Origin of the sequence: Pseudomonas sp. EA_65y_Pfl1_P113 (genome assembly GCF_963970525.1) — a bacterium.
GTDB classification, from domain to species: domain Bacteria; phylum Pseudomonadota; class Gammaproteobacteria; order Pseudomonadales; family Pseudomonadaceae; genus Aquipseudomonas; species Aquipseudomonas tritici.
The window spans coordinates 1-24,366 of record NZ_CAXAQM010000030.1; the positions used below are offsets into that span (position 1 = coordinate 1).

At 59.1% G+C, this 24,366-nt stretch carries 19 protein-coding genes; 18 read left to right on the plus strand and 1 reads right to left on the minus strand.

The genetic code is table 11. The annotated features are described in order from the left end of the window. The first annotated feature begins 359 nt into the window (after positions 1 to 359). The 7 genes from wecB to AACY52_RS22160 all read left to right on the plus strand — a co-directional run bounded on the left by wecB (position 360) and on the right by AACY52_RS22160 (position 11,970). The gene (gene wecB, locus AACY52_RS22130) at positions 360 to 1,511 is read left to right on the plus strand and encodes a non-hydrolyzing UDP-N-acetylglucosamine 2-epimerase (protein ID WP_339439018.1); all 1,152 of its coding nucleotides are present in this window, start codon (positions 360 to 362) and stop codon (positions 1,509 to 1,511) included. After that, complete coding sequence (gene wecC / locus AACY52_RS22135) at positions 1,508 to 2,770, plus strand: UDP-N-acetyl-D-mannosamine dehydrogenase (RefSeq protein ID WP_339439017.1); 1,263 nt, start codon at positions 1,508 to 1,510, stop codon at positions 2,768 to 2,770. Before wecB ends, wecC begins: the two co-directional genes overlap by 4 nt. A 2-nt stretch (positions 2,771 to 2,772) precedes the next feature. Next, entirely contained in the window at positions 2,773 to 7,080 is a 4,308-nt protein-coding gene (locus tag AACY52_RS22140; protein WP_339439016.1) for a methyltransferase domain-containing protein, read from the plus strand. A 46-nt stretch (positions 7,081 to 7,126) separates the two neighbouring features. Further along, positions 7,127 to 7,885: a hypothetical protein gene (locus tag AACY52_RS22145; RefSeq protein ID WP_339560779.1), complete on the plus strand. Its 759-nt coding sequence runs from the start codon at positions 7,127 to 7,129 to the stop codon at positions 7,883 to 7,885. 29 nt (positions 7,886 to 7,914) lie between these two features. Continuing rightward, positions 7,915 to 9,126 (plus strand): glycosyltransferase family 4 protein, encoded by a 1,212-nt coding sequence (locus AACY52_RS22150; RefSeq protein WP_339560780.1) that lies wholly within the window; start codon positions 7,915 to 7,917, stop codon positions 9,124 to 9,126. After that, on the plus strand, positions 9,123 to 10,310 hold the full coding sequence (locus AACY52_RS22155; protein ID WP_339439013.1) for a glycosyltransferase family 4 protein: 1,188 nt from the start codon (positions 9,123 to 9,125) through the stop codon (positions 10,308 to 10,310). Before AACY52_RS22150 ends, AACY52_RS22155 begins: the two co-directional genes overlap by 4 nt. 94 nt (positions 10,311 to 10,404) lie before the next feature. Then, positions 10,405 to 11,970, plus strand: a complete 1,566-nt coding sequence (locus tag AACY52_RS22160) for a PAS domain-containing methyl-accepting chemotaxis protein (protein ID WP_339418727.1) — start codon at positions 10,405 to 10,407, stop codon at positions 11,968 to 11,970. Between the two features lie 76 nt (positions 11,971 to 12,046). On the opposite strand, the gene AACY52_RS22165 is transcribed toward AACY52_RS22160, so the two are convergent. Then, on the minus strand, positions 12,047 to 12,739 hold the full coding sequence (locus AACY52_RS22165) for an alpha/beta family hydrolase (protein WP_339439012.1): 693 nt from the start codon (positions 12,737 to 12,739) through the stop codon (positions 12,047 to 12,049). Between the two features lie 79 nt (positions 12,740 to 12,818). On the opposite strand from AACY52_RS22165, the gene ccoN (AACY52_RS22170) reads away from it, so the two are divergent. The 11 genes from ccoN (AACY52_RS22170) to AACY52_RS22220 all read left to right on the plus strand — a co-directional run bounded on the left by ccoN (AACY52_RS22170) (position 12,819) and on the right by AACY52_RS22220 (position 24,365). Continuing rightward, positions 12,819 to 14,243 carry a cytochrome-c oxidase, cbb3-type subunit I gene (ccoN, locus tag AACY52_RS22170; RefSeq protein ID WP_339418731.1) on the plus strand — a complete coding sequence of 475 codons (1,425 nt, stop codon included), beginning with the start codon at positions 12,819 to 12,821 and terminating at the stop codon, positions 14,241 to 14,243. 10 nt (positions 14,244 to 14,253) lie between these two features. Further along, complete coding sequence (gene ccoO, locus AACY52_RS22175; RefSeq protein ID WP_065881223.1) at positions 14,254 to 14,862, plus strand: cytochrome-c oxidase, cbb3-type subunit II; 609 nt, start codon at positions 14,254 to 14,256, stop codon at positions 14,860 to 14,862. Between the two features lie 3 nt (positions 14,863 to 14,865). Then, the gene (locus AACY52_RS22180) at positions 14,866 to 15,066 is read left to right on the plus strand and encodes a cbb3-type cytochrome c oxidase subunit 3 (protein WP_010208563.1); all 201 of its coding nucleotides are present in this window, start codon (positions 14,866 to 14,868) and stop codon (positions 15,064 to 15,066) included. After that, positions 15,063 to 16,010: a cytochrome-c oxidase, cbb3-type subunit III gene (ccoP, locus tag AACY52_RS22185; RefSeq protein ID WP_339427943.1), complete on the plus strand. Its 948-nt coding sequence runs from the start codon at positions 15,063 to 15,065 to the stop codon at positions 16,008 to 16,010. Before AACY52_RS22180 ends, ccoP (AACY52_RS22185) begins: the two co-directional genes overlap by 4 nt. A gap of 409 nt (positions 16,011 to 16,419) precedes the next feature. Continuing rightward, positions 16,420 to 17,862, plus strand: coding sequence for a cytochrome-c oxidase, cbb3-type subunit I (gene ccoN / locus AACY52_RS22190; protein WP_339436435.1), 1,443 nt, complete (start codon positions 16,420 to 16,422; stop codon positions 17,860 to 17,862). After that, complete coding sequence (gene ccoO / locus AACY52_RS22195) at positions 17,862 to 18,470, plus strand: cytochrome-c oxidase, cbb3-type subunit II (protein WP_003193167.1); 609 nt, start codon at positions 17,862 to 17,864, stop codon at positions 18,468 to 18,470. The genes ccoN (AACY52_RS22190) and ccoO (AACY52_RS22195) overlap by 1 nt, the downstream gene beginning before the upstream one ends. A gap of 6 nt (positions 18,471 to 18,476) precedes the next feature. Continuing rightward, complete coding sequence (locus AACY52_RS22200) at positions 18,477 to 18,662, plus strand: CcoQ/FixQ family Cbb3-type cytochrome c oxidase assembly chaperone (RefSeq protein WP_003175465.1); 186 nt, start codon at positions 18,477 to 18,479, stop codon at positions 18,660 to 18,662. Further along, positions 18,659 to 19,636 carry a cytochrome-c oxidase, cbb3-type subunit III gene (gene ccoP, locus AACY52_RS22205; RefSeq protein WP_339418737.1) on the plus strand — a complete coding sequence of 326 codons (978 nt, stop codon included), beginning with the start codon at positions 18,659 to 18,661 and terminating at the stop codon, positions 19,634 to 19,636. Before AACY52_RS22200 ends, ccoP (AACY52_RS22205) begins: the two co-directional genes overlap by 4 nt. Before the next feature lie 259 nt (positions 19,637 to 19,895). Continuing rightward, positions 19,896 to 21,299 (plus strand): cytochrome c oxidase accessory protein CcoG, encoded by a 1,404-nt coding sequence (gene ccoG, locus AACY52_RS22210; protein ID WP_339418738.1) that lies wholly within the window; start codon positions 19,896 to 19,898, stop codon positions 21,297 to 21,299. A gap of 15 nt (positions 21,300 to 21,314) precedes the next feature. Further along, on the plus strand, positions 21,315 to 21,854 hold the full coding sequence (locus AACY52_RS22215; protein ID WP_339418740.1) for a FixH family protein: 540 nt from the start codon (positions 21,315 to 21,317) through the stop codon (positions 21,852 to 21,854). Between the two features lie 66 nt (positions 21,855 to 21,920). Continuing rightward, complete coding sequence (locus AACY52_RS22220; RefSeq protein WP_339560781.1) at positions 21,921 to 24,365, plus strand: heavy metal translocating P-type ATPase; 2,445 nt, start codon at positions 21,921 to 21,923, stop codon at positions 24,363 to 24,365. Position 24,366: the final 1 nt, after the last annotated feature.

Consider the following 24,366-nt stretch of genomic DNA (forward strand, 5'->3'; position numbering starts at 1 on the left):
GGCGGGTGTTGGAGGGATGTTTCTGAACCACCGTCCAAGGCCTTCGAGACCCAGGACGGTGAAGATATCAAAGACCCGGTTTCCGGTGAATCGTAAGGCTGCTCCGCTTAAGTGAACAGCATTACGCCTCAAGGGCGGCTTTTGAGTTCTCACGCGACCGGTAACATGCCGTAACTAGCCGAACGGTCAGTAGTCGGCCACGCCCCCTTTAGGCAAAATCGACCCTTCGTTTCGTACCTAACCCAATCCACACAACCCAGTTACCACGTGCTCTAAAGCCTGGCACTGCGTTGAAGGCAGCTGTGCACCCGCGTTTCAGGCTCAGCGTTTATTCATCCGCTAAACAAGAAGCCATCCCCATGCCTCTCAAGACACTGTGCATATTCGGCACTCGCCCCGAAGCCATCAAAATGGCACCGATGGTTATCAACCTCGCGAACGACGATCGTTTCCACTCGAAAGTCTGTGTCACAGCGCAACACCGCGAGATGTTGGACCAAGTGCTTGAACTGTTTGAACTGGTGCCTGACTACGACCTGAACATCATGACCGTCGATCAGAGCCTGACCCATGTAACCACCGCGATCATTCAAGGGCTGCAATCGGTCCTGGAAGACTTCAAACCGGATGTGATCCTTGTGCATGGCGATACGGCGACCACTTTTGCTGCAAGCCTGGCGGCTTATTACCAGCAAATTCCCGTGGCGCATATCGAAGCCGGGCTGCGTACGCACGACCTTTACTCCCCCTGGCCAGAGGAAGGCAACCGACGCCTCACGGGCAGCCTCGCATCGATGCATTTTGCGCCCACTCAAACCTCCCGGCAGAACCTGCTGAATGAGGGCGTCCTCGACGAGCGTATTCATGTCACGGGCAACACAGTGATCGATGCGCTGCTCAATGTTGTCGAGAAACTGCGCTCGGCTACATCGCCACTGCGCAGCCGACTTGACCAGCAATTTTCCTTCCTGTCCCCAGGTCAGCGCATGGTCCTGGTGACGGGGCATCGCCGAGAAAACCTTGGCGACGGTCTTGAGCGTATATGCGAGGCATTGGCAGAAACCGCCGCGAGCTTCCCAACCGTGGCCTTTGTTTACCCTGTGCACCTGAACCCCAAAGTGCAAGAACCCGTAAAACGCCGGCTGGCAGGCATCAAGAATGTGCATCTGATCGGGCCACAGGACTACCTGCCGTTTGTCTACTTGATGACCCGCGCGTACGTGATTCTCACGGATTCGGGCGGTATCCAGGAGGAAGCGCCTGCGCTCGGCAAGCCGGTGCTGGTAACGCGCGACACAACTGAACGTCCCGAAGCAGTCGACGCCGGGACGGTCCGGCTGGTAGGCACCGAGATCGCGACCATTACTTATCACCTTAAAGAGTTGCTCAGCAATGAAGCCGCCTATCGAGCGATGAGCAACGCCCACAACCCCTACGGTGACGGCAAAGCTTGCGGACGCATCCGCGAAGTGCTTATCGCAACCTGGCGCGAAAACGAGGTGGCGGCATGAGCCTTACAACGTTATGCGTCGTGGGCCTGGGTTACATCGGCCTGCCCACCGCTGCGCTGTTTTCCTCACCTCAACGGCAGGTCATTGGCGTCGACATAAACCAGCACGTTGTGGACCTCGTCAATCTTGGCCAAGTGCATATCGTTGAGCCAGAGCTGGACCCGTTGGTCCACTCAGCGGTCAGCCAAGGCTATCTGCGTGCGACAACCCAGCCAGAACCAGCGGACGCCTTCTTGATTGCCGTGCCGACGCCATTCCTGGAAAACCGTGAGCCAGACCTGAGCTGTATCGAAGCGGCCAGCCGCGCCATTGCGCCTGTGTTGAAAAAGAACGACCTCGTTATCTTGGAGTCGACATCTCCGGTCGGCACCACCGAACTCATGGCTCAGTGGCTGGCCAATGCCCGCCCGGACCTGACCTTTCCCCCAACCCATGGGGAAGCCAGTGATATTCGTATCGCTCACTGCCCGGAACGTGTGCTACCGGGTCATATCTTGCGAGAACTGGTCTCCAATGACCGAATCATCGGCGGCATGACCCCTGCCTGCTCAAGCGCAGCAGTACGGCTGTACCAACAGTGTGTCGAAGGCCAGTGCATTGTCACCGGCACACGCACCGCCGAGATGTGCAAGCTGACCGAAAACAGTTTTCGCGACGTCAATATCGCCTTCGCCAACGAACTCTCGATGCTCTGCGCGCAGTTGGAGATAGACCCATGGGAGCTGATACGCCTGGCGAACCACCATCCACGCGTGAATATCCTGCAGCCAGGGCCTGGCGTCGGCGGGCACTGTATTGCGGTCGATCCTTGGTTCATCGTCAGTAAAACGCCCGAACTGGCGCGGTTAATCCACACTGCGCGCCTGGTTAACGACAGCAAGCCACAATGGGTCATCCAGCAGGTCAAGCTGGCGGTGGCGGATCTTCTATTCAAGCACCCGGGGCTTAGCGCGCACGACGTGCGAATTGCCTGCTATGGCTTGGCGTTCAAGGCAGACATCGATGACCTGCGCGAAAGCCCCGCACTTGGCATCGCCCGGCAGTTGGCCAAGGAGTTGGGGGTGACGTTGCTGCTGGTCGAGCCGAATATTCATACGCTTCCCGCCGATCTGCGCAGCCATACATTGACCGATACGGCCTGTGCCTGGGACACCGCGCATATCCATGTGTTGCTGGTCGGGCATCGCCAGTTCAGGTCACTGCCTGCGCAACACACCAACGAGGTGGTGATTGATGCCGCCGGCGTATTGGCGAACTGACGATGAATGCCCCACGGCCACTGGCCGATACCCACGATCGCGTCATGGAAGCCTACTACGGCAAGCTGGGTGAGCACTTCATGCAGGAGACGCGCGCGCGGATCCATTGGATCTGTGCCCAGGTCACCGGCAAGACAGTCCTCGACGTAGGCTGCTCTCAGGGCATCATTCCTGTATTGCTCGCCCGTGAAGGGCATGTGGTCACGGGCGTGGACAGCAGCCCCCAGGCAATCAAACAGGCCGGCGACTATCTGCGAGCGGAACCCGACCACGTGCAGCAGAATATTTGTTACTTGAACGCAGACTTTCTGTCGCTGGGTACCGAGCGTGTCGAACCTGACAGCATCGTGATCAGTGAAGTGCTTGAACACCTCATCCATCCCGCCACCTTCGTCGAGAAAGCAGCGTCGATGCTCAAACCGCATGGCCAATTGATCATCACCGTGCCATTCGGGGTGAATGATTTTATCGACCACAAGCACACGTTCTACCTGCTGGAACCGTTTCGGTTATTGAGTTCGCACCTGCACGTCGTCCGGATTGAAATACTGGGCAAGTGGGTGGGAATGGTCGCTATCAAAGCCGAGCCGGGGAAGAGCGCACTGGAGCTTGACCACATCCGCCAGCTCGAAACTGCGTTCGAGTCAGTCGAGCGAAGCCTGCTTCGCCAGGTAGCCGCCAGTCGCCAACACCGGGAGCAGGCGAATCAGAAATACCGTGGAACCACTGAACACATTGACCGACTCAAGAACACGCTTAGGCTCTCCACCCAGCAAATGGAGGCCCTGACCGCCAACCTGCAACGCGCGGATGCCAGATGCCATCTGCTGGAAAATCGCTTGATCAAGACACGGGCCAGCACGACCTATCAGTTGGGTTATCAACTGCGTATGGCGGTGGGCTCGCTGCGCGAGTGCCTGCGTTTGCCAGTGGCGTTATTCAAGCTGTACCAGCACGCCTGCGCGCGTCGCAAAGGCCAAGCCCCCACGTCATTCGCAGACCGTGACGCTCTGCCAACAACGTCACCTGACACCGCCGCTTTCCTTGCAGCACCGGCCCCCACGCCATTGCCGGATGCAGCCTATGTGCGCAGCCAACTGATGCTCGCCCCTCATGACACGGCCAAGCCCTTCAGAATTGCCTGCGTGCTAGATACCTTTTCCCATGAGGCCTACCGGTATGAAAGCGAGCTGTTGCAACTGACGCCCGAGCAGGGCCTGGCCGAGCTGCAAGCGTTTAAACCGGACCTGCTGTTCATCGAATCCGCATGGCGCGGCAAGGAGGACCGCTGGCAGAACAAGATCGCCCAGAACAGCGTAGAACTGCGCGGGATCTTGCACTGGTGCCGGGAACACAAAGTGCCAACGGTGTTCTGGAACAAAGAAGACCCGGTGCACTTTGAGACGTTTCTGGGCACCGCCAAGCAGTTTGACCTGGTGTTCACCACGGATATTGACTGTATTCAACGCTATAAAAGTGCGTTGGGGCATGAGCGTGTCTACCTGCTGCCCTTCGCCTGCCAACCGGCCATACACAATCCGCTCGAACTGTATGAACGCAAGGATGCGTTCTGCTTCGCCGGCGCCTACTACACCCGATACACCGAGCGGACCCGCGATCTGGAACACTTTATCAACGACCTGCCTGGCTTGCGTCCCCTTGAGATCTACGATCGTAACTTCGGCACGACAGAGCCCAACTATCAGTTTCCGACCCGCTATCGGGGCCACATTGCTGGCACGTTGAACGCGGCGCAAATGGACCGGGCTTATAAGGGTTACCGCTATGCGATGAATCTCAACTCGATCAAACAGTCGCAATCCATGTTCGCCCGCCGCATCTTTGAATTACTGGGGTCCAACACCCTCACCGTCAGCAACTTTTCTCGCGGCCTGCGTGTACTGATGGGTGATCTGGTCATTTGCAGCGACAGCAGTCAGGAAGCGTTACGTCGCCTCAACACTCCCGCTGAGCACGCCAGGCAGCGGTTGGCCGGCCTGCGCAAAGTGATGCAGGAGCACACCTATGCCCATCGTTTGCGGTATGTGATGAGCAAAGTCACAGGTCGCGTGGATGACGTGCCTCTGCCAACAATTTGCCTCGTCGCCGAGGCGCGCAATGACGTTCAGCTGCAGGCACTCAAGGAGCATCTGCAACGCCAGCGCTACCCCCACGTCAACCTGCATGTCGTGGTAAACGATTCGACAACAAGGCAGCCCGCCAGCGTGGATTCCCGCTTACACCTGATTGAGCGCAGCCGGCTGGATAACCTTACCCTGGCCGACCTGGCAAACGGCGCAGAGTGGTTTGGCGCGATGATTGCGGCGGACTACTACGGCCCTCACTACCTGCTCGACCTGGCATTGGCCACGCGTTACAGCAAGGCGCATGTGATCGGCAAGATGGCTCATCATGCCGCGGACAAACAAGGCATACACCTGATAAATCCGGGCCAGGAATACCGCTGCACGCTCGGTATAGCCGCACGCCGAGCCATGATCAGGACGGCGGCAGTGGCGCAACAGCGCGCCCGTGACTGGCTGGAAAGCCTGCCAAAGCTCACCTACACGCACCCTGGTTCCCTTGCGATTGATGCCTTCAACTACTGCGAAAACGCCGCAGGCAGCGATCTACAGCATGTTATAGGCGTGGTAAACGACCTTGATTTGAATACCGGTATCAGCCTCGACAAGCTTCAGCGCAGCAGTGAATCAATCCCGCCACTGAACGCAAGAACCTCCGGCCCGCAGACCAGCGGCCAGGGCCTGGCAGAACTGTTCGGACCACTGCGCAGTAAGCATTTGCAAGCCCAGGTCGAAGGCAATACCTGGCATATCCACTCCTCTCTCGCAGACGGAAAACACGACTACCACTACGCCAGGCAGACCTTAAATGTTGCGCAACTAGAGGTGACCGAAGGCACATTGAGATTGATGCTCGATGCCACGCCGGGCCTGAACCTGCAACTGGTTGTACTGTTTCTGGATGCGCAGGAACAACGGATCAGCCATGTCATGCAACTGGCTAATCGGAGTCAGGCCTGGGAGGTACCGCCAGAGACGGCTTCCTTGCGTCTAGGCCTGCGCGCCTACGGCAGCGGCAGCTCGACGATCAAGGCGCTGGTTCAAGGCCATTGCGACATTCAACCCTCTACCGTCCTCGGGAAGGCTAAGCATCTGCTGCTGACCAACCACTACCCGACTTATGGCGACCTGTATCGAAATGGTTTTATTCATACCCGTGTCGCGGCCTATCAGGAACAGGGCCTACCTATAGACGTCTTTCGGTTGCGACCCAACGAACCGATCAGTTATCACGAATTCGACAATGTTGACGTAGTGACCGGGCCTGGAAGCGCCTTGAAGAGCATGCTTGACGCCGGACACTACACATCGGTGCTGGTGCACTTTCTGGACCAGCAGATGTGGGAAATAGTGCGCCCCTACCTGCCTCGCCTTCGAGTGATTGTCTGGGTGCACGGCGCGGAGATCCAACCCTGGTGGCGCCGGGCTTATAACTACAAAGATCAAGAGCAGTTGCAACTGGGCAAGCTCGACAGCGAACGACGCATGGCTTTCTGGCGCAGCGTGCTGCAGCCCATGCCACCCAATCTGCAATTGGTATTCGTGTCGCGGCAGTTCGCCGAGGAAGCAATGGAAGACCTAGGGTTCCGGTTGCCTCAGAACCAACACCGAATCATCCACAACCCCATTGATACCCGACTGTTTTCTCACGCGAAGAAAGCGCTTGAACAGCGCAAAAAAATCCTGTCGATCCGCCCCTATGTATCACGCACTTATGCCAATGATCTGAGCGTCAAAGCCATTCAACTGCTGGAGACAAAGCCATGGTTCAACGAGCTAGAGTTCCTGATGATGGGCGATGGGCCGTTGTTTGAAGAAACACTTGCACCGCTGCGCAAGTACCCGAACGTGCGGATCGAAAAAGGTTACTTGAAACAATCCCAGATCGCCGACCTGCATAAACACTACGGCGTATTTCTGTGCCCAAGCCGAATGGACACTCAAGGCGTTTCTCGCGATGAAGCGATGGCCTCAGGCCTGGTCCCTATTACCAATCGGGTCGGAGCAATCCCTGAGTTTGTTGATGACGCCTGCGGTTTTTTAGCTGATCCCGAGAGTTCTAACGGGATCAGCGACGCGATAGAAACGCTGTTTTTAAACCCAGGAATTTTCAGGGAAAAGTCCTTGAACGCCAGGCAGCGAGTGCTGATGCAAAGCGATGTGCAATTGATCACCGCATCAGAACTAAGTCTTATACGAGAACCCCACGGTGAGCCAAGAAATTAGGGCCTTGCAACACAGTATCCTGTCGACACTCATCTGGTGCGTACACTTGGGCCGTAACTTCATGAGCATCGCTCCACGCGCAATGTTGATGGCTCATGCTGCGCATTTTTGCGCACAGATGTTGTTGATAACGACCCATTTCCTGCCGATCAAGATTGTCATTCTGCTCGGATCAGAGAGGGTTCCTGCGTATTTGCCGCCGGTGCTGAAAGACCTTAATAAAATCACCCTGATCATCGGGTTAGGCCTGTTGACGGTGATCCTCTACGTTTTTTACCTAGGGGCCGGTTTTATGGCTTCCCGTTACTCAAGAAACGGCGCACGTGCTCTGATAAAACGCTGCGCAGAACCAACACTGCTCAACACTCAATTACCCCTGGCTGCCAGAGCGTTTTCCAGATTCACACGGGGCTTATCCGATGCCGTGTTCGCCCTGACCGTTTTCATCGCATTGCTCTACCTTTACCCGTCACTCCTGGCCGTCAGCCTTCTCTACTATGCAACCGCAGCGGCTGTGCTGATTGGTTTGAACAACCGTAGTCACCGCGTGCATTCGATGCTGTCCCGCCACCCTCTCACAGTAGCCGACACATTCCACGCCACAGGTTTCCTGGTGACATTCGCCTTCATCATTGTCGACTTTCTTTGTCTGACGCCTCCCCACGTTTACATCGCGCTCATTGCGCTGATTCTCCTCCGTCAAAGCTTCAGCAGGTTGAAGGTCCTCACACAGGACGTTCTTTACCTGAGCAGTCACTCGCTGAACATCAATCGGATGTTTCTTGCCACCCACCCGATTCACTGAACACCGTCGAAATAAACAGGAATTCCCCCGTGCCCCCTATCGCCATGATCGTCTGGAATGAGTTCCGCAATGACGCCCGCGTATTGAAACAAGCCCGGACACTCCAAGCGGCCGGTTATCAAGTGACAGTGTTCGCATTGCATACACCAGGTGTAACGCAGCGCAGGGAAGTACTGGCGGATGGCATCCGTGTGATACGCGTGGCCCGCAGCCTGAGATGGCGACCCGCAAGTGCTGGATCTTGCGCTTCGACCGGCTCACCGCCGACAGAACAGTCGATGCCGCTGCGACGCATCCTTTCACGACTTTGGGTGCATGCAGGGCTATTGGTGCGGATCGCTCTGCATCGCGCCGCCGTTGTGCATGCCCATGATGTCAATACGCTGCCCACTGCATGGCTGGCCGCCCGGCTCAGCGGAGCGAGGCTGGTGTACGACGCCCATGAAGTCAGTACCAGCCGCGAGGGGTATGCGCGCTTTCGCAAGTGGGTTGCCTGTATCGAAAAAGCCTTGATGCCCAGGGCTGAGGGCACCATTACCACCACACAAAGCAGGGCTAAGTTCTTTGCCAGGGCCTACGGAATAACCCGTCCGCTGGTGCTGCAAAATCGTCCGCGCCTGATCGCCAGTCCACCGAGCCAGAGAATTCGCCATGAGCTGGGTTTGAAACGGCCCTGGCCCATCGTTCTCTATCAGGGCGGCCTTCAACAGGGGCGCGGCCTGGAGCGTTTGTTACGCGTCGCAGTCACATTGCAACGCGCTTACTTCGTATTGATTGGGGGCGGCAGGCTTACGACCCCCCTGAAGACGTTGAGCGAGGAGCTTGGCTTGACAGAGCGAGTGCACTTTATTCCGACCGTTTCATTAGCGGATTTGCCCGGCTATACCGCGTCAGCCGATATCGGCGTGCAGCCTATAGAAAATACCTGCCTGAACCACCTCACCACCGACTCGAATAAGCTGTTCGAATACATCATCGCCGGGCTGCCCGTGGTCGCGACGGCGTTTCCGGAGATTCGCAAAATTGTCCGGTCCCACGCGGTGGGGTTGTTGGTGACGGCAGGCTCGGATCAATCACTGCACCGGGAATTACAGCGGTTGATCGATGAACCGTTGTTACGTCAGACACTGGCCCAAAACGCGAAAAATGCCGCCTCGTCTCTAAGTTGGGAGCAACAAGAAAGCAATTTGGTAACACTGTATGAACGCGTACTGACGGGTAAGACTGAGAGGTGCATATGACAGTGCGCATTCTTTTATTGAGCTATTACTTTCCGCCCGACCTGTCGGCCTTTCGCGTCGAGGCGCTGGTCAATGGCTTGCTCACCTACGGTAACGATGAGATAGAGATCGACGTGCTGACCACTCAGCCGAACCGCTACCCTTCTTATACTTTCTCCTGGGATCGCACCGCACATCAGCCAAGGCTGTCTATCACCCGCATAGACCTGCCCACGCACGGATTCAGCGTTTGGGGCCAGGCCTGGGGATTTGCCAACTATGCCTGCGGCGTACTTCGAGCTGTAAAAGGCAAGCAGTACGACGTGATTGTGGCCACTTCTTCCCGGCTGATGACGGCCACACTGGGCGCCGCTATTGCGCGCCAAAAAAAGGCACCGCTCTATCTGGATATCCGAGATATCTTTGTCGACGTACTGCCCGAACTTTTCCCCGGCGTAATGGGCAAACTCCTGGCGCGAGTATTTTCCCGCGTTGAACAATTCACCCTCGATCGCGCAACGCGGGCAAACCTGATATCACCCGGGTTTCTGAGTTACTTCTCGGCTCGTTATCCACACAAGCGCTTTTCAACTTTCACCCACGGTGTGGACGATCTCTTTCTTGAAACCCCGTTCTATCCAGACACGCCTAACGAACCAACACGCCCACTGAAGATTGTCTACGCTGGCAATATCGGCGTCGGCCAAGGCTTGGATAAAATACTGCCATCACTGGCCGAACGGCTCGCAAACACAGCCTGTTTCTATGTGATTGGCGATGGCAGTACGATGAAAAAACTGCGCGAAGCGCTGATCGAGGGACATGTAAAGAATGTCGAGCTTATTGCGCCCATGCCCCGACACAAACTGATTCATTACTATCAGCAAGCCGATGTGCTTTTTTTGCACCTCAATGACTTCAAGGCATTCTTGAAAGTCATTCCCTCCAAACTGTTTGAATATGCGGCTACCGGAAAGCCAATACTCGCGGGACTGGAGGGTTATTCAAAGGCGTTCACACTCAATCATATTCCCAATGCTTGCGTGTTTGCCCCCGGAAACCCGGACGCAGCGGTTGCCGCACTTGCCCGCCTTAGGCTCAGTGCTACTGACCGCGAGGCATTTTTAAGGGCGTATTCCCGAAGCACGATCCAGCAGCGCATGGCGTTCGACATTCTCGAGACCGCTACACTTACAGAACAGTGACACGAGGCGTTGGCCGGTTGATTGTTGCAAAAATAAGTTAAATAAACCGCCATTCCTGCCGACAACCCTTGAAAGCCTTGCGGATTGAACAACCATGCGTAATAACCAACCCGTTACCCAGCGCGAACGTACCTTCCCCGCTCAGCAACGGTTGATCTCCACCACAGATGCCAAGGGCGTGATCACTTACTGCAACGACGCGTTTGTCGAAATCAGTGGGTACACCCGCGAAGAACTGGTCCGTGCCCCGCACAACCTGGTGCGTCATCCGGATGTTCCGGCGGCGGTGTTCGCGCACATGTGGTCGACGCTCAAACAAGGCTTGCCATGGATGGGCATCGTCAAGAATCGCTGCAAGACCGGTGATCACTACTGGGTTAACGCCTATGTGACGCCCGTCTTCGACGGCAACCAGGTGGTCGGCTACGAATCGGTGCGCATCAAGCCCACCTCTGAGCAAATCCGCCGGGCCGAAGCGCTTTATCACCGCATCAACCAGGGCAAGTCAGCGATCCCCCAGCGGGACAAATGGCTGCCGGTGTTGCAGGACTGGCTGCCGTTTATCCTGGTGAGCCAACTGAGCTTCATGATCGGCGCGTCACTCAACTCCCACTGGGGCTTTGCCCTGGCGGCGGGGTTGTCGGTGCCGTTGGGCCTGCTGGGCTTGAGTTGGCAACAGCGTGGCCTCAAGCGTTTGCTGCGCCTGGCCGAGCAGACCACGTCCGACCCGTTGATCGCGCAGATGTACACCGACAGCCGTGGTGCCCAGGCGCGCCTGGAGATGTCGATCCTCAGCCAGGAGGCGCGTCTGAAGACCTGTCTGACGCGCTTGCAGGACACTGCCGAGCACCTGAACGCCCAGGCGGCGCAGTCCAACACCCTGGCGCATAACAGCTCCAGCGGCCTGGAACGCCAGCGTGTAGAAACCGAGCAGGTGGCGACGGCGGTCAACCAGATGGCGGCGACGACCCAGGAGGTCGCCAGCCATGTGCAGCGCACCGCCGATGCGACCCAAGAGGCTAACCGCCTGACCGGTCGCGGTCGCGACATTGCCGGGGAAACCCGCGAGGCGATTCAGCGTCTGTCGGTGGCGGTTGGGGAGACGGGCGTGACCGTCACTCAATTGGCCAAGGACAGCGATGAGATTGGTGGTGTGGTCGATGTGATCAAAGGGATCGCTGACCAGACCAACCTGCTGGCCTTGAACGCAGCCATCGAAGCGGCGCGTGCCGGTGAGATGGGTCGAGGCTTTGCCGTCGTTGCCGATGAAGTCCGTCAACTGGCCCAACGCACCGCCGAGTCGACCGGGCAGATCCATGCCCTGATCGCCAAGCTGCAGCACACCGCTGCTGCCGCTGTGCAAACCATGGACGCCGGGCATCGCCAGGCCGAAGAAGGCGTAGCGCGGGTGATGGAAGCGGATCAGGCGTTGGTGGGCATCAGCGAAGCGGTGGCACATATCACCGACATGACGACCCAGATCGCTGCTGCCACTGAAGAGCAAAGCTCCGTGGCCGAAGAGATCAGCCGTAATATCAGCACGATTGCGCTGTTGGCGGACCAGACGTCGGAGCAGGCGTTGAACTCGGCGCAGTTGAGTGAAGAGCTGACGCATACCGCGCATACCCAGTATTCGCTGGTGGAGCGGTTTAACCGGTAGGCCGCTTTCGCGAGCAAGCCCCCACATTTGAATGCATTCACACATCTAAATGTGCGGGCTTGCTCGCGAAGGATCCCTAAGAGGCGCCGAGAAACTCAGCGACCTTCACCGCCGCAGCCTCCAAGTGCTGCTCATGACTAAACCCCGACGTCTTCAACGGCTTCAAATCATGATCCCCCGCCACCAGCCACATCACCTCGATGCTCGGCGACACGTCGTACCCCTCCACCGCCGCCCGATTGCCCAGCGCATCGCGCTCGCCCTGCACAATCAACGTCGGCGCCTTCAACCCAGCCAGGTGCTCGACCCGTGGTTTTTCCGGCTTGCCCACCGCATAGAACGGATACCCCAGGCACACCAGCCCATCGGCGCCCAATTCATCGGCCAACAAACTGGCCATGCGTCCGCCCATGGACTTGCCGCCAATCGCCAGTTTCCCAGCGACATGACGTCGCACCTCGACATACACCTCGCGCCATCCTTCCAGCAGTTTGGGCGCAGGGTTCGGTGGCCGCCTGCCCCCGTCCACCCGGCGCTGGGCCATGTACGCAAACTCGAAGCGCAACACGTTCACGCCATGCCCCGCAAGGCGTGCAGCCATGTCGTTCATAAACCCGGAATCCATTGGTGCACCGGCGCCGTGGGCCAGGATCAGCGTGACTGGAGCGGCTGAAGTCGTCCTCGACGCCGCATCCCACAGCCACCCATGTTCCCGCACACACTGCACCCATTGATCCCCGTCAATACTGGCCTTGTGCTCTTTGGCCATGCTTGCCTCGCTTTTTAGTCTGCCTATAACTCCAGCCCAAGTGTCGCATCTGCTTGGGCTGAACCGTGGATGGGGAACCATGAACACTACTTTAAGTACCGCCTATAACTACAAGGTGGTCCGCCAATTCGCCATTATGACGGTGGTGTGGGGCATCGTCGGCATGGGGCTCGGGGTTTTTCTCGCGGCTCAATTGGTTTGGCCTGCACTCAACTTCGACTTGCCCTGGACCAGCTTCGGCCGCCTGCGCCCGTTGCACACCAATGCGGTGATCTTCGCCTTTGGTGGCTGCGCGCTGTTCGCCAGCTCCTTCTACTCGGTGCAACGTACCTGCCAGACGCAGCTGTTCGCGCCGAAAATCGCCGCATTCTGCTTCTGGGGCTGGCAGCTTGTCATTCTCTCGGCCGCCATCTCCTTGCCACTGGGCTACACCAGTTCCAAGGAATACGCAGAACTGGAATGGCCGATCGACATCCTGATCACCATTGTCTGGGTGGCGTATGCCATCGTGTTCTTTGGCACGATCATGAAGCGCAACACCAAGCATATCTACGTCGGCAACTGGTTCTTCGGTGCGTTCATTATCACCGTGGCCATCCTGCATATCGTCAACAACCTGGAAATCCCGGTTAGCCTGACCAAGTCCTACTCCCTCTACGGCGGTGCGACGGATGCCATGGTGCAGTGGTGGTATGGGCATAACGCGGTAGGCTTTTTCCTCACCGCCGGTTTCCTCGGCATGATGTATTACTTCGTGCCGAAACAGGCCGAGCGCCCGGTGTATTCCTATCGTTTGTCCATCGTGCACTTCTGGGCACTCATCACCCTGTACATCTGGGCCGGCCCGCACCACTTGCACTACACCGCGCTGCCGGACTGGGCACAGTCGCTGGGCATGGTGATGTCGCTGGTGCTGCTGGCACCGAGCTGGGGCGGCATGATCAACGGCATGATGACGCTCTCGGGTGCATGGCATAAGTTGCGCAGCGACCCGATCCTGCGCTTCCTCGTCGTCTCCCTGGCGTTCTACGGCATGTCGACCTTCGAAGGCCCGATGATGGCGATCAAGACCGTCAACGCCCTCTCCCACTACACCGACTGGACCATCGGCCACGTACACGCCGGTGCCCTTGGCTGGGTAGCGATGATTTCCATTGGCGCGCTGTACCACATGATCCCGAAAGTTTTCGGTCGCGAGCAGATGTACAGCCTTGGCCTGATCAACGCGCACTTCTGGCTGGCCACCATCGGCACCGTGCTCTACATCGCCTCGATGTGGGTCAACGGCATTGCCCAGGGCCTGATGTGGCGTGCGGTCAACGAAGACGGCACCTTGACCTACTCCTTCGTCGAAACCCTGGTGGCCAGCCACCCTGGCTTCATCGTGCGGTTGGTGGGCGGTGCGATCTTCCTCAGCGGCATGTTCCTGATGGCTTACAACACTTGGCGCACCGTGCGTTCGGCGCAACCTGCCGAAGTTGCCGCTGCGGCGCAGATGGCCTGAGGAGTCTGTGATGAAACACGAAACGATTGAAAAGAACGTCGGCCTGCTGATGCTGCTCATGGTGCTGGCCGTGAGCATCGGCGGCCTGACCCAGATCGTCCCGCTGTTCTTCCAGGACGTGACCAACAAACCGGTTGAAGGCATGAAGCCCTACACCGCGTTGCAACTGGAAGGCCGTGACATCTACATCCGCGAAGGCTGCGTACAGTGCCACTCGCAGATGATCCGCCCGTTCCGCGCCGAAACCGAACGCTACGGCCACTACTCGGTCGCCGGCGAAAGTGTGTGGGACCACCCGTTCCTGTGGGGTTCCAAGCGCACCGGGCCGGACCTCGCGCGCGTTGGCGCACGCTACTCGGACGACTGGCACCGCGCGCACTTGTACAACCCGCGCAACGTGGTGCCCGAGTCGAAAATGCCGGCCTATCCGTGGCTGGTCACCGCGCAGGTCGACAGCAGCCACACCGAGACCAAGTTGAACGTGATGCGCACCCTCGGCGTGCCCTACACCGACGACGACATCAGTGCCGCCGTGGCCAGCCTCAAAGGCAAGACCGAGATGGACGCGCTGGTTTCGTACCTGCAAGTGCTCGGCACTGCCATCAAGAGCAAGAGGTGAGCCATGGGATTTGAATTCGATGCGGGCACCATCCGCGGCCTCGGCACGCTGGTGGTCGCCATCGCCTTTATCGGCCTGTCGCTGTGGGTGTTCAACAACCGGCGCAATGCGGAATTCGAACAGGCGCGCCTGTTGCCGTTCGCCGATGAACCTTCTCCATCCGACGCTCAAGAAGAGCCTGCAATAAGGAGCACTCGGCCATGACCCTGTTTTGGAGTACATGGATCTGCGTACTGACCCTCGGCAGCCTGATCGGCCTGACCTGGCTCTTGATCGGCACCCGCAAGGGCGAGACCAAGGGCAGCGTCGACCAGACCATGGGCCACGCCTTCGACGGTATCGAGGAATACGACAACCCGCTGCCCCAGTGGTGGTTCATGCTGTTCGCCGGCACCCTGGTGTTTGCGGTTGGCTACCTGATCCTCTACCCGGGCCTGGGCAACTGGAAAGGTGTGTTGCCGGGCTATGAAGACGGCTGGACGTCGGCCAAGGAGTGGGACAAGGAGATGGCCAAGGCTGACACCAGGTTCGGGCCGATCTTCGCCAAATTCTCGGCCATGCCGCTGGAAGAAGTCGCGAAGGACCCGCAAGCGCTGAAAATGGGCGGTCGCCTGTTCGCTTCCAACTGCTCGGTGTGCCACGGCTCGGATGCCAAGGGCGCGTTTGGTTTCCCAAACCTGGCGGACAACATCTGGCGCTGGGGCGGTTCGGCTGAAGCGATCAAGGCCACCATCCTGAACGGCCGTCACGCGGCCATGCCGGCCTGGGGTGACATGCTCGGCGACAACGGCGTGAAAAACGTCGCTGCCTACGTCCGCCACGACATGGCCAAGCTGCCATTGCCTGCCGACAGCACCGCTGACCTGGCCGCAGGCCAAGCGGCTTTCAACACCACCTGTGTCGCTTGCCACGGTCCGCAAGGCCACGGCATGGAAGCCATGGGCGCGCCCGACCTGACCAAACCGGCCGGCTACATCTACGGCACCAGCCTTGCGCAGTTGCAGCAAACCATCCGCCACGGCCGCCAAGGCCAGATGCCAGCGCAGGAAGCGCTGCAAGGTAACGATAAAGTGCACTTGTTGGCCGCGTATGTTTACAGCCTGTCCCACAACGCTGATGGTGCAACGCCAGAAAGCCAGCCCCAATAACATCTGACTGCCTCCTCTGATCAGGGGAGGCTCCGCTTACCTGTGGCGAGGGAGCTTGCTCCCTCGTCACAGGTTCATGCTCACTTTTGAATGAGCCACATCATGAGCGACCAAGTGTCGCACCCTTCCAAAGCACACCTTTCCCCTCCTCACTTTCGGGTCTACGCTTGTTCCCACAGTGGACCATTCCCGGCCTACGCGACGGCAGCCGTTGCGCCCCCGAAATTTCCTGTCCACTCGATCAGCTTTCCATTTCGGATTTTATCCCTACACCAAACATGGAAAGGGCGCAGAATCTGGCGTGGAACGTATTGATACAGGTCAGCCATTGCGTTGCATTGGCCCCTCGCTTTCTACATACTTGCGGCCGATTTTACCTATAAAAAAACCTAAACCGTGGAACCTTAGAATGAGCACAGCAATCAGTCCGACTGCTTATAACTATAAGGTAGTCCGCCAGTTCGCCATCATGACGGTGGTCTGGGGGATCCTTGGCATGGGGCTCGGGGTGTTCATCGCCTCGCAACTGGTTTGGCCGGAATTGAATTTCGGTTTGCCATGGACGACCTTTGGCCGCCTGCGCCCGCTGCACACCAACCTGGTGATCTTCGCCTTCGGCGGATGTGCATTGTTTGCCACCTCCTACTATGTCGTGCAGCGAACCTGCCAGACGCGACTGATCTCCGACAGCCTCGCGGCCTTCACCTTCTGGGGTTGGCAAGCGGTCATTGTCGGCGCCATCGTCACCCTGCCACTGGGGTACACCACCACCAAGGAATACGCCGAGCTGGAATGGCCCATCGCCATTTTGCTTGCCATTGTGTGGGTGACCTATGCCGTGGTGTTCTTTGGCACCATCGTCAAGCGCAAGACCAAGCACATCTATGTGGGCAACTGGTTCTACGGGGCGTTTATCCTGGTGACGGCGATGCTGCACATCGTCAACCACGCCTCGTTGCCGGTCAGCCTGTTCAAGTCCTACTCGGCCTACGCCGGGGCCACGGACGCAATGATCCAGTGGTGGTACGGCCACAACGCCGTAGGGTTTTTCCTCACCACCGGTTTCCTGGGGATGATGTACTACTTCGTGCCGAAACAGGCCGAACGTCCTATTTACTCCTATCGCCTGTCCATCGTGCACTTCTGGGCACTGATCACCCTGTACATCTGGGCCGGCCCGCACCACTTGCACTACACCGCGTTGCCGGACTGGGCGCAGTCCCTGGGCATGGCCATGTCGATCATCCTGCTGGCCCCGAGTTGGGGCGGCATGATCAACGGCATGATGACCCTGTCGGGTGCCTGGCATAAATTGCGCACTGACCCGATCCTGCGCTTCCTCGTGGTATCGCTGGCGTTCTACGGCATGTCGACCTTTGAAGGGCCGATGATGGCGATCAAGACCGTCAACTCGCTGTCCCACTACACCGACTGGACCATCGGCCACGTACACGCCGGTGCACTCGGATGGGTAGCGATGATCTCCATCGGCGCGCTGTATCACATGATCCCCAAACTGTTCGGCCGTGCGCAGATGCACAGCGTCGGGCTGATCAACACGCACTTCTGGCTGGCGACCATCGGTACCGTGCTCTACATCGCCTCGATGTGGGTCAACGGCATCACCCAGGGCCTGATGTGGCGTGCAATCAACGATGACGGCACCCTCACCTACTCCTTCGTCGAAGCGCTGCAGGCCAGCCATCCGGGCTTTATCGTCCGCGCGTTGGGCGGTGCGTTCTTTGCCTCCGGCATGCTGTTCATGGCCTACAACGTCTGGCGCACTGTGCGTGCCTCCGACCCTGCCGAAGCCGAAGCCGCCGCCAAGATCGCCGTTGTGGGAGCCCACTGATGAAGCATGAAGTAGTCGAGAAGAATATCGGCCTGCTGGCCTTCTTCATGGTCATCGCCGTGAGTATCGGCGGCCTGACCCAGATCGTTCCGCTGTTTTTCCAGGACGTCACCAACAAGCCGGTGGAAGGCATGAAGCCGCGCACCGCGCTTGAACTGGAAGGCCGCGACGTCTACATCGCCAACGGTTGTGTCGGCTGCCACTCGCAGATGATCCGCCCGTTCCGCGCCGAAACCGAACGCTACGGCCACTACTCGGTCGCCGGCGAAAGCGTATGGGACCACCCATTCCTGTGGGGTTCCAAACGTACCGGCCCGGATTTAGCGCGTGTCGGCGGTCGTTACTCTGATGACTGGCAACGTGCGCACTTGTACAACCCGCGCAACGTCGTGCCTGAGTCGAAAATGCCGGCGTACCCGTTCCTCGTGGAAAACAAGCTCGACGGCAAGGACACCGCGAAGAAGATGGAAGTCTTGCGCACCCTGGGCGTGCCCTACACCGACGAAGACATCGCCGGTGCAGCCGCAGCCGTGAAGGGCAAGACCGAAATGGACGCATTGGTGGCCTACTTGCAAGGCCTTGGCACCATCATCAAAAGCAAACGGTGATTCTTCATGGATATCGGGATGATTCGTGGGCTGGGCACCGTTGTGGTGATGGTGGCCTTTATCGGCCTGGCGTTGTGGGTTTTCAGCCCCAAGCGCAAGTCGGAGTTTGAAGACGCGACCTTGCTGCCCTTTGCGGATGATCCCGAAGCCATCAAGCACGTCGAGCAAGCTTCTAGGAGTAACAAAGAATGACTACGTTCTGGAGTCTGTACGTCACAGTCCTCAGTCTGGGTACCATCTTCGCCCTGACCTGGCTGCTGCTGTCGACCCGCAAGGGCCAGCGGGCCGAGCAAACCGACGAGACTGTCGGCCACTCGTTCGACGGCATCGAGGAGTACGACAACCCGCTGCCCAAGTGGTGGTTCATGCTGTTTGTCGGCACCATCATCTTCGCCCTCGGCTACCTGGTGCTGTACCCGGGCCTGGGCAATTGGAAGGGCCTACTGCCAGGCTACAACTACCTCGATAACGACAAGCAAACCGCTTTCGCCAACGGCCAGACCGGTTGGACCGGCGTGCACGAGTGGGAAAAGGAAATGGCCAGGTCGGACGCCAAGTTCGGGCCGATCTTCGCCAAATTCGCCTCGATGCCGATTGAGGAAGTCGCCAAGGATCCACAAGCCTTGAAGATGGGGGGCCGTCTGTTCGCCTCCAACTGCTCGGTGTGCCACGGTTCCGACGCCAAGGGCGCCTATGGCTTCCCCAACCTCACCGACGCCGACTGGCGCTGGGGTGGCGAGCCCGCCACCATCAAGGAAACCATCATGAAGGGTCGCCATGCCGTGATGCCGGCCTGGCTGGATATCCTCAAGGAGCAAGGCGTCAGCGACGTCGCCGCCTTCGTGGTGACCAACCTTGACGGTCGCAAACTGCCAGAAGGCGTCAAGGCTGACGTGGCCAACGGCGAAAAACTCTTCGCCGCCAACTGCGTGGCCTGCCACGGCCCTGCCGGTAAAGGCACCCCCGCCATGGGCGCGCCTGACCTGACTCACCCGGGCGCCTTCATCTACGGCTCGAGCTTCGCCCAACTGCAACAGACCCTCCGTTGGGGCCGTCAGGGCCAGATGCCTGCGCAGGAGCAACTGCAAGGGAATGACAAGGTGCACTTGCTCGCGGCGTACGTTTACAGCTTGTCCCATGGGGATAAGAAGGCTGAGGAGCAGTAAGTCCTTTCAAATGCTCTGAAAACACCGAAGACCTAGTGTGGGAGCGGGCTTGCCCGCTCCCACATTGGATCTCCTTCGATTTGACGACCGAGCCAGCCAAAACCGACCCTACTTTCCAAGTCAATTGATCCAGATCACGTAGGTCGTCCCCTTTCAGCAGCAACGGGGGCGTATCATCAGGCCACTGCAACACCCTTTAATTTGACCCCGGTTGGCACGTACTGGCCGAGGCAAGTCTCCACCGCCGTGGGATGCAATGATGAGCGACCAGATACCGGTACAAGACGTTACCCCGCCTGCCAAAACCGTCGACCTCTACGCCTCGCGAGAGAAAATCTATACCCGTGCCTTCACCGGCCTGTTCCGCAATCTGCGCATGCTCGGTGGTGCCGGTCTGTTCCTGCTCTACTTCGGCACTGTGTGGCTGAACTGGGGTGGTCACCAGGCTGTGTGGTGGAACCTGCCGGAGCGTAAATTTTTTATTTTCGGCGCGACCTTCTGGCCCCAGGACTTCATCCTCCTGTCGGGCATTCTGATTGTTGCGGCGTTCGGCCTGTTCTTTATCACCGTGTACGCCGGACGCGTGTGGTGTGGGTATACCTGCCCGCAAAGTGTGTGGACATGGATCTTCATGTGGTGCGAAAAGGTCACCGAAGGCGACCGCAACCAACGCATCAAGCTCGATAAAGCGCCGATGGGCGCCAACAAATTCCTGCGCAAAGTCAGCAAGCACAGCCTGTGGCTGCTGATCGGCTTTGCGACCGGCATGACCTTTGTCGGCTACTTTTCGCCGATCCGCGAGCTGGTGTTCGAGTTCTTCACCGGCCAGGCCGATGGCTGGTCGTATTTCTGGGTGGGTTTCTTCACCCTCGCCACCTATGGCAACGCCGGCTGGCTGCGCGAACAGGTGTGCATCTACATGTGCCCGTACGCGCGTTTCCAGAGTGTGATGTTCGACAAAGACACGCTGATTGTTTCTTACGACCCACGTCGTGGCGAACTGCGCGGCCCGCGTAAAAAGGGCGTCGACTACAAGGCCCAGGGCCTGGGGGATTGCATCGATTGCACGATGTGCGTGCAGGTGTGCCCTACGGGTATCGACATCCGCGACGGCCTGCAGATCGAGTGCATCGGCTGCGCCGCGTGTATCGACGCCTGCGACAACATCATGGACAAGATGGACTACCCGCGAGGCCTGATCAGCTACACCACCGAGCACAATCTTTCCGGGCAGAAAACCCACAAGTTGCGCCCGCGCTTGATCGGCTATGCCTTGGTATTGCTGGCGATGATCAGCCTGCTGGCGGCGGCATTCTTCATGCGCTCTCTGGTGGGTTTCGACGTGAGCAAAGACCGCGTGCTGTTTCGCGAAAACGCCGAAGGGCGTATCGAAAACGTCTACAGCCTAAAGATCATGAACAAGGATCAGCGCGACCATACCTACGTGCTCGATGCTTCGGGCCTGCCGGACCTCAAGCTGCAGGGCCGCCGCGAGATCAAGGTGGCCGCCGGCGATATCGTCAGCATGCCGGTGGAGCTGTCGAGTGCGCCGGAACAATTACCATCGAGCACCAACGAGGTGACCTTCATGCTCAAGGATGCCGATGACGCCAGCGTCCAGATTGAAGCCAAGAGCCGATTCATCGGCCCACACGTCCGTTAATCAAGAGAGCCAACAATGCCCCTAGCGACTGCTGCAAGCCCCTGGTACAAGCATCTGTGGCCCTGGATCATCATTGCGATCCTGGCCTGCTCGGTGACCTTGACCCTGTCCATGGTGACCATCGCGGTGAACAACCCGGACAACCTGGTCAACGACAACTACTACGAGGCCGGCAAAGGCATCAACCGTTCCCTCGACCGTGAGTTGCTGGCCCAGACCCTGCAACTGCGCGCCAAGATGCACCTGGATGAGCTGACCGGTGAAGTCGAGGTGAACCTCACCGGCAACAGCAACCCTACCACCCTGGAATTGAACCTGATTTCCCCGACCCAGCCCGAGAAGGATCGCAAGATCAACCTGGCCCGCAGTGACAGTGAACCCGGCCGCTACATAGGCCAGGTCACCGACAAGGTCGAAGGCCGTCGCTTCGTCGAATTGCTCGGCGTGGAAGGCGACCGCACCTGGCGCATGTTCGAGGAAGAACAGGTCAGCCACGACAAAGACTTGCTGCTAGGTGATGAACCGTTGCAGGGTGCCGAAGACCTGAAAAAGTAAAAACCTGCGCTTCGCGCATCGCGGGCAAGTCGCACCGCCGCTCCCAGCCACTATAGATTCCAGATCATGACCACCCCGTGCTACCACTGCGCCCTCCCCGTCCCCTCTGGCAGCCGTTTTACCGCCGTGATCCTCGGCGAACGCCGCGAACTCTGTTGCCCCGGCTGCCAGGCGGTGGCCGAAGCGATTGTCGCCGGTGGCCTGGAAAGCTACTACCAGCACCGCAGCGAAGCCTCGGCCAACCCTGAGGCGTTACCCGTGCAACTGGTGGACGAGCTGGCGCTGTACGACCGCGCCGACGTGCAAAAACCCTTTGTACGCCACGACGGCGAACTCGCCGAAGCCACGCTGCTGATGGAAGGCATCAGCTGCGCCGCATGTGGCTGGCTGATCGAGAAACACCTGCGCCGCCTGCCCGCCGTGGCCGAGGCGCGCCTGAACGTGTCCAACCACCGCTTGCTGGTGCGCTGGGCTGACGGGCAGTTGCCGTTGAGCCAGTTACTCAGCGAGCTGCGCCATATCGGTTACGCCGCCCACCCGTATCAAGCGGACCGCGCTGCCGAGCAACTGGCCAGCGAAAACCGCCTGGCCCTGCGCCAATTGGGTGTGGCTGGGCTGCTGTGGTTCCAGGCGATGATGGCAACCATGGCCACCTGGCCGGAATTCAACATCGACCTGAGCCCGGAGCTGCATGTGATCCTGCGCTGGGTGGCGATGTTTCTTACAACACCCATCGTGTTCTACAGCTGTGCACCGTTTTTCAAGGGTGCCCTGCGCGACTTGCGTACGCGTCACCTGACCATGGATGTGTCGGTTTCATTGGCCATCGGCGGTGCATATCTGGCGGGCATCTGGACCGCGATCACCGGCGTAGGTGAGTTGTACTTCGATGCGGTGGGCATGTTTGCGCTGTTCTTGCTGGCCGGTCGCTACCTCGAGCGGCGTGCCCGCGAGCGGACGGCTGCCGCGACGGCGCAGTTGGTCAACCTGCTGCCCGCCTCGTGCCTGCGGCTCAAGGCGGATGGTCAAAGCGAGCGCATCCTGCTTCCCGAGCTGGCGTTGGGTGACCGTGTACTGGTGCACCCCGGTGCCGTACTGCCGGCGGATGGCGTGATTCTCGACGGCCAATCGAGCATTGATGAGTCCCTGCTCACCGGTGAATACCTGCCGCAACCGCGCCAAACCGGGGATGCGGTCACGGCGGGCACGCTCAATGTGGAAGGCGCATTAACAGTCCAAGTGCGCGCCTTGGGCCATGACACGCGCCTGTCCGCCATCGTGCGCCTGCTGGAGCGCGCCCAGGCCGAGAAACCGCGCCTGGCGCAGATCGCAGACCACGCTGCGCAGTGGTTCTTGCTGTGCTCGCTGATCGCCGCCGCCCTGATCGGCTTGCCGTGGTGGGAATTGGATTCTTCGCGGGCGTTCTGGATTGTATTGGCGATGTTGGTCGCGACCTGCCCATGTGCCTTGTCCCTGGCCACACCCACCGCGCTCACTGCCGCCACTGGCACCTTGCACAAACTCGGGTTATTGCTGACTCGCGGACACGTGCTGGAAGGGCTGAACCAAATCGACACGGTGATTTTCGACAAGACCGGCACCCTCACCGAAGGCCGCTTGGCCTTGAGAGCCATCCGTCCCCTGGGCACATTGAGCACGGACCTGTGCCTGAGCCTCGCCGCCGCCCTGGAAAACCGTTCCGAACACCCGATTGCCCGCGCCTTTGGCCGCGCGCCGCTGGCCGCCGATGAGGTGCTCAGTTCGCCTGGGCTTGGTCTTGAAGGCCGCGTTGGCGAGCGCCAATTGCGCATTGGCCAACCGGGCTTTGTCTGCGAACTCAGTGGTTGCGCGATCCCCGCCTCACCGACAGATTCGGGTCAATGGCTGCTGCTTGGCGACCGCGAAGGCGCCCTCGCCTGGTTTGTGCTCGATGATCGCCTGCGCAGTGACGCCCCGGCCCTGCTGGCCGCCTGCAAGGCGCGCGGCTGGCGCACGCTGTTGCTGTCCGGGGACAGTTCGCCGATGGTCGCCAGTGTCGCCGCCGAATTGGGGATCGACGAAGCCCACGGTGGCCTGCGCCCTGATGACAAGTTGCAGGTGCTGCAACAACTGCACAAGGAAGGCCGCAAGGTGATGATGCTCGGCGATGGGGTCAACGATGTGCCTGTGCTCGCCGCCGCGGATATCAGCGTGGCCATGGGCACCGCCACCGACCTGGCCAAGACCAGCGCCGATGCGGTGTTGCTTTCCAACCGTCTGGACGCGCTGGTGCAAGCCTTTTCCCTGGCGCGGCGCACGCGTCGCGTGATCATTGAAAACCTGCTGTGGGCCGGGCTGTACAATGGCCTTATGCTGCCGTTTGCCGCCCTGGGTTGGATCACGCCCATCTGGGCGGCGATCGGTATGTCCCTCAGTTCGTTGACCGTGGTGCTCAATGCCCTGCGCCTGACTCGCCTGCCGAGCGCGCCAGTTGCCCGAGCCCCCTCAGTAACCCGCCCGCTGCCGGTGTGAG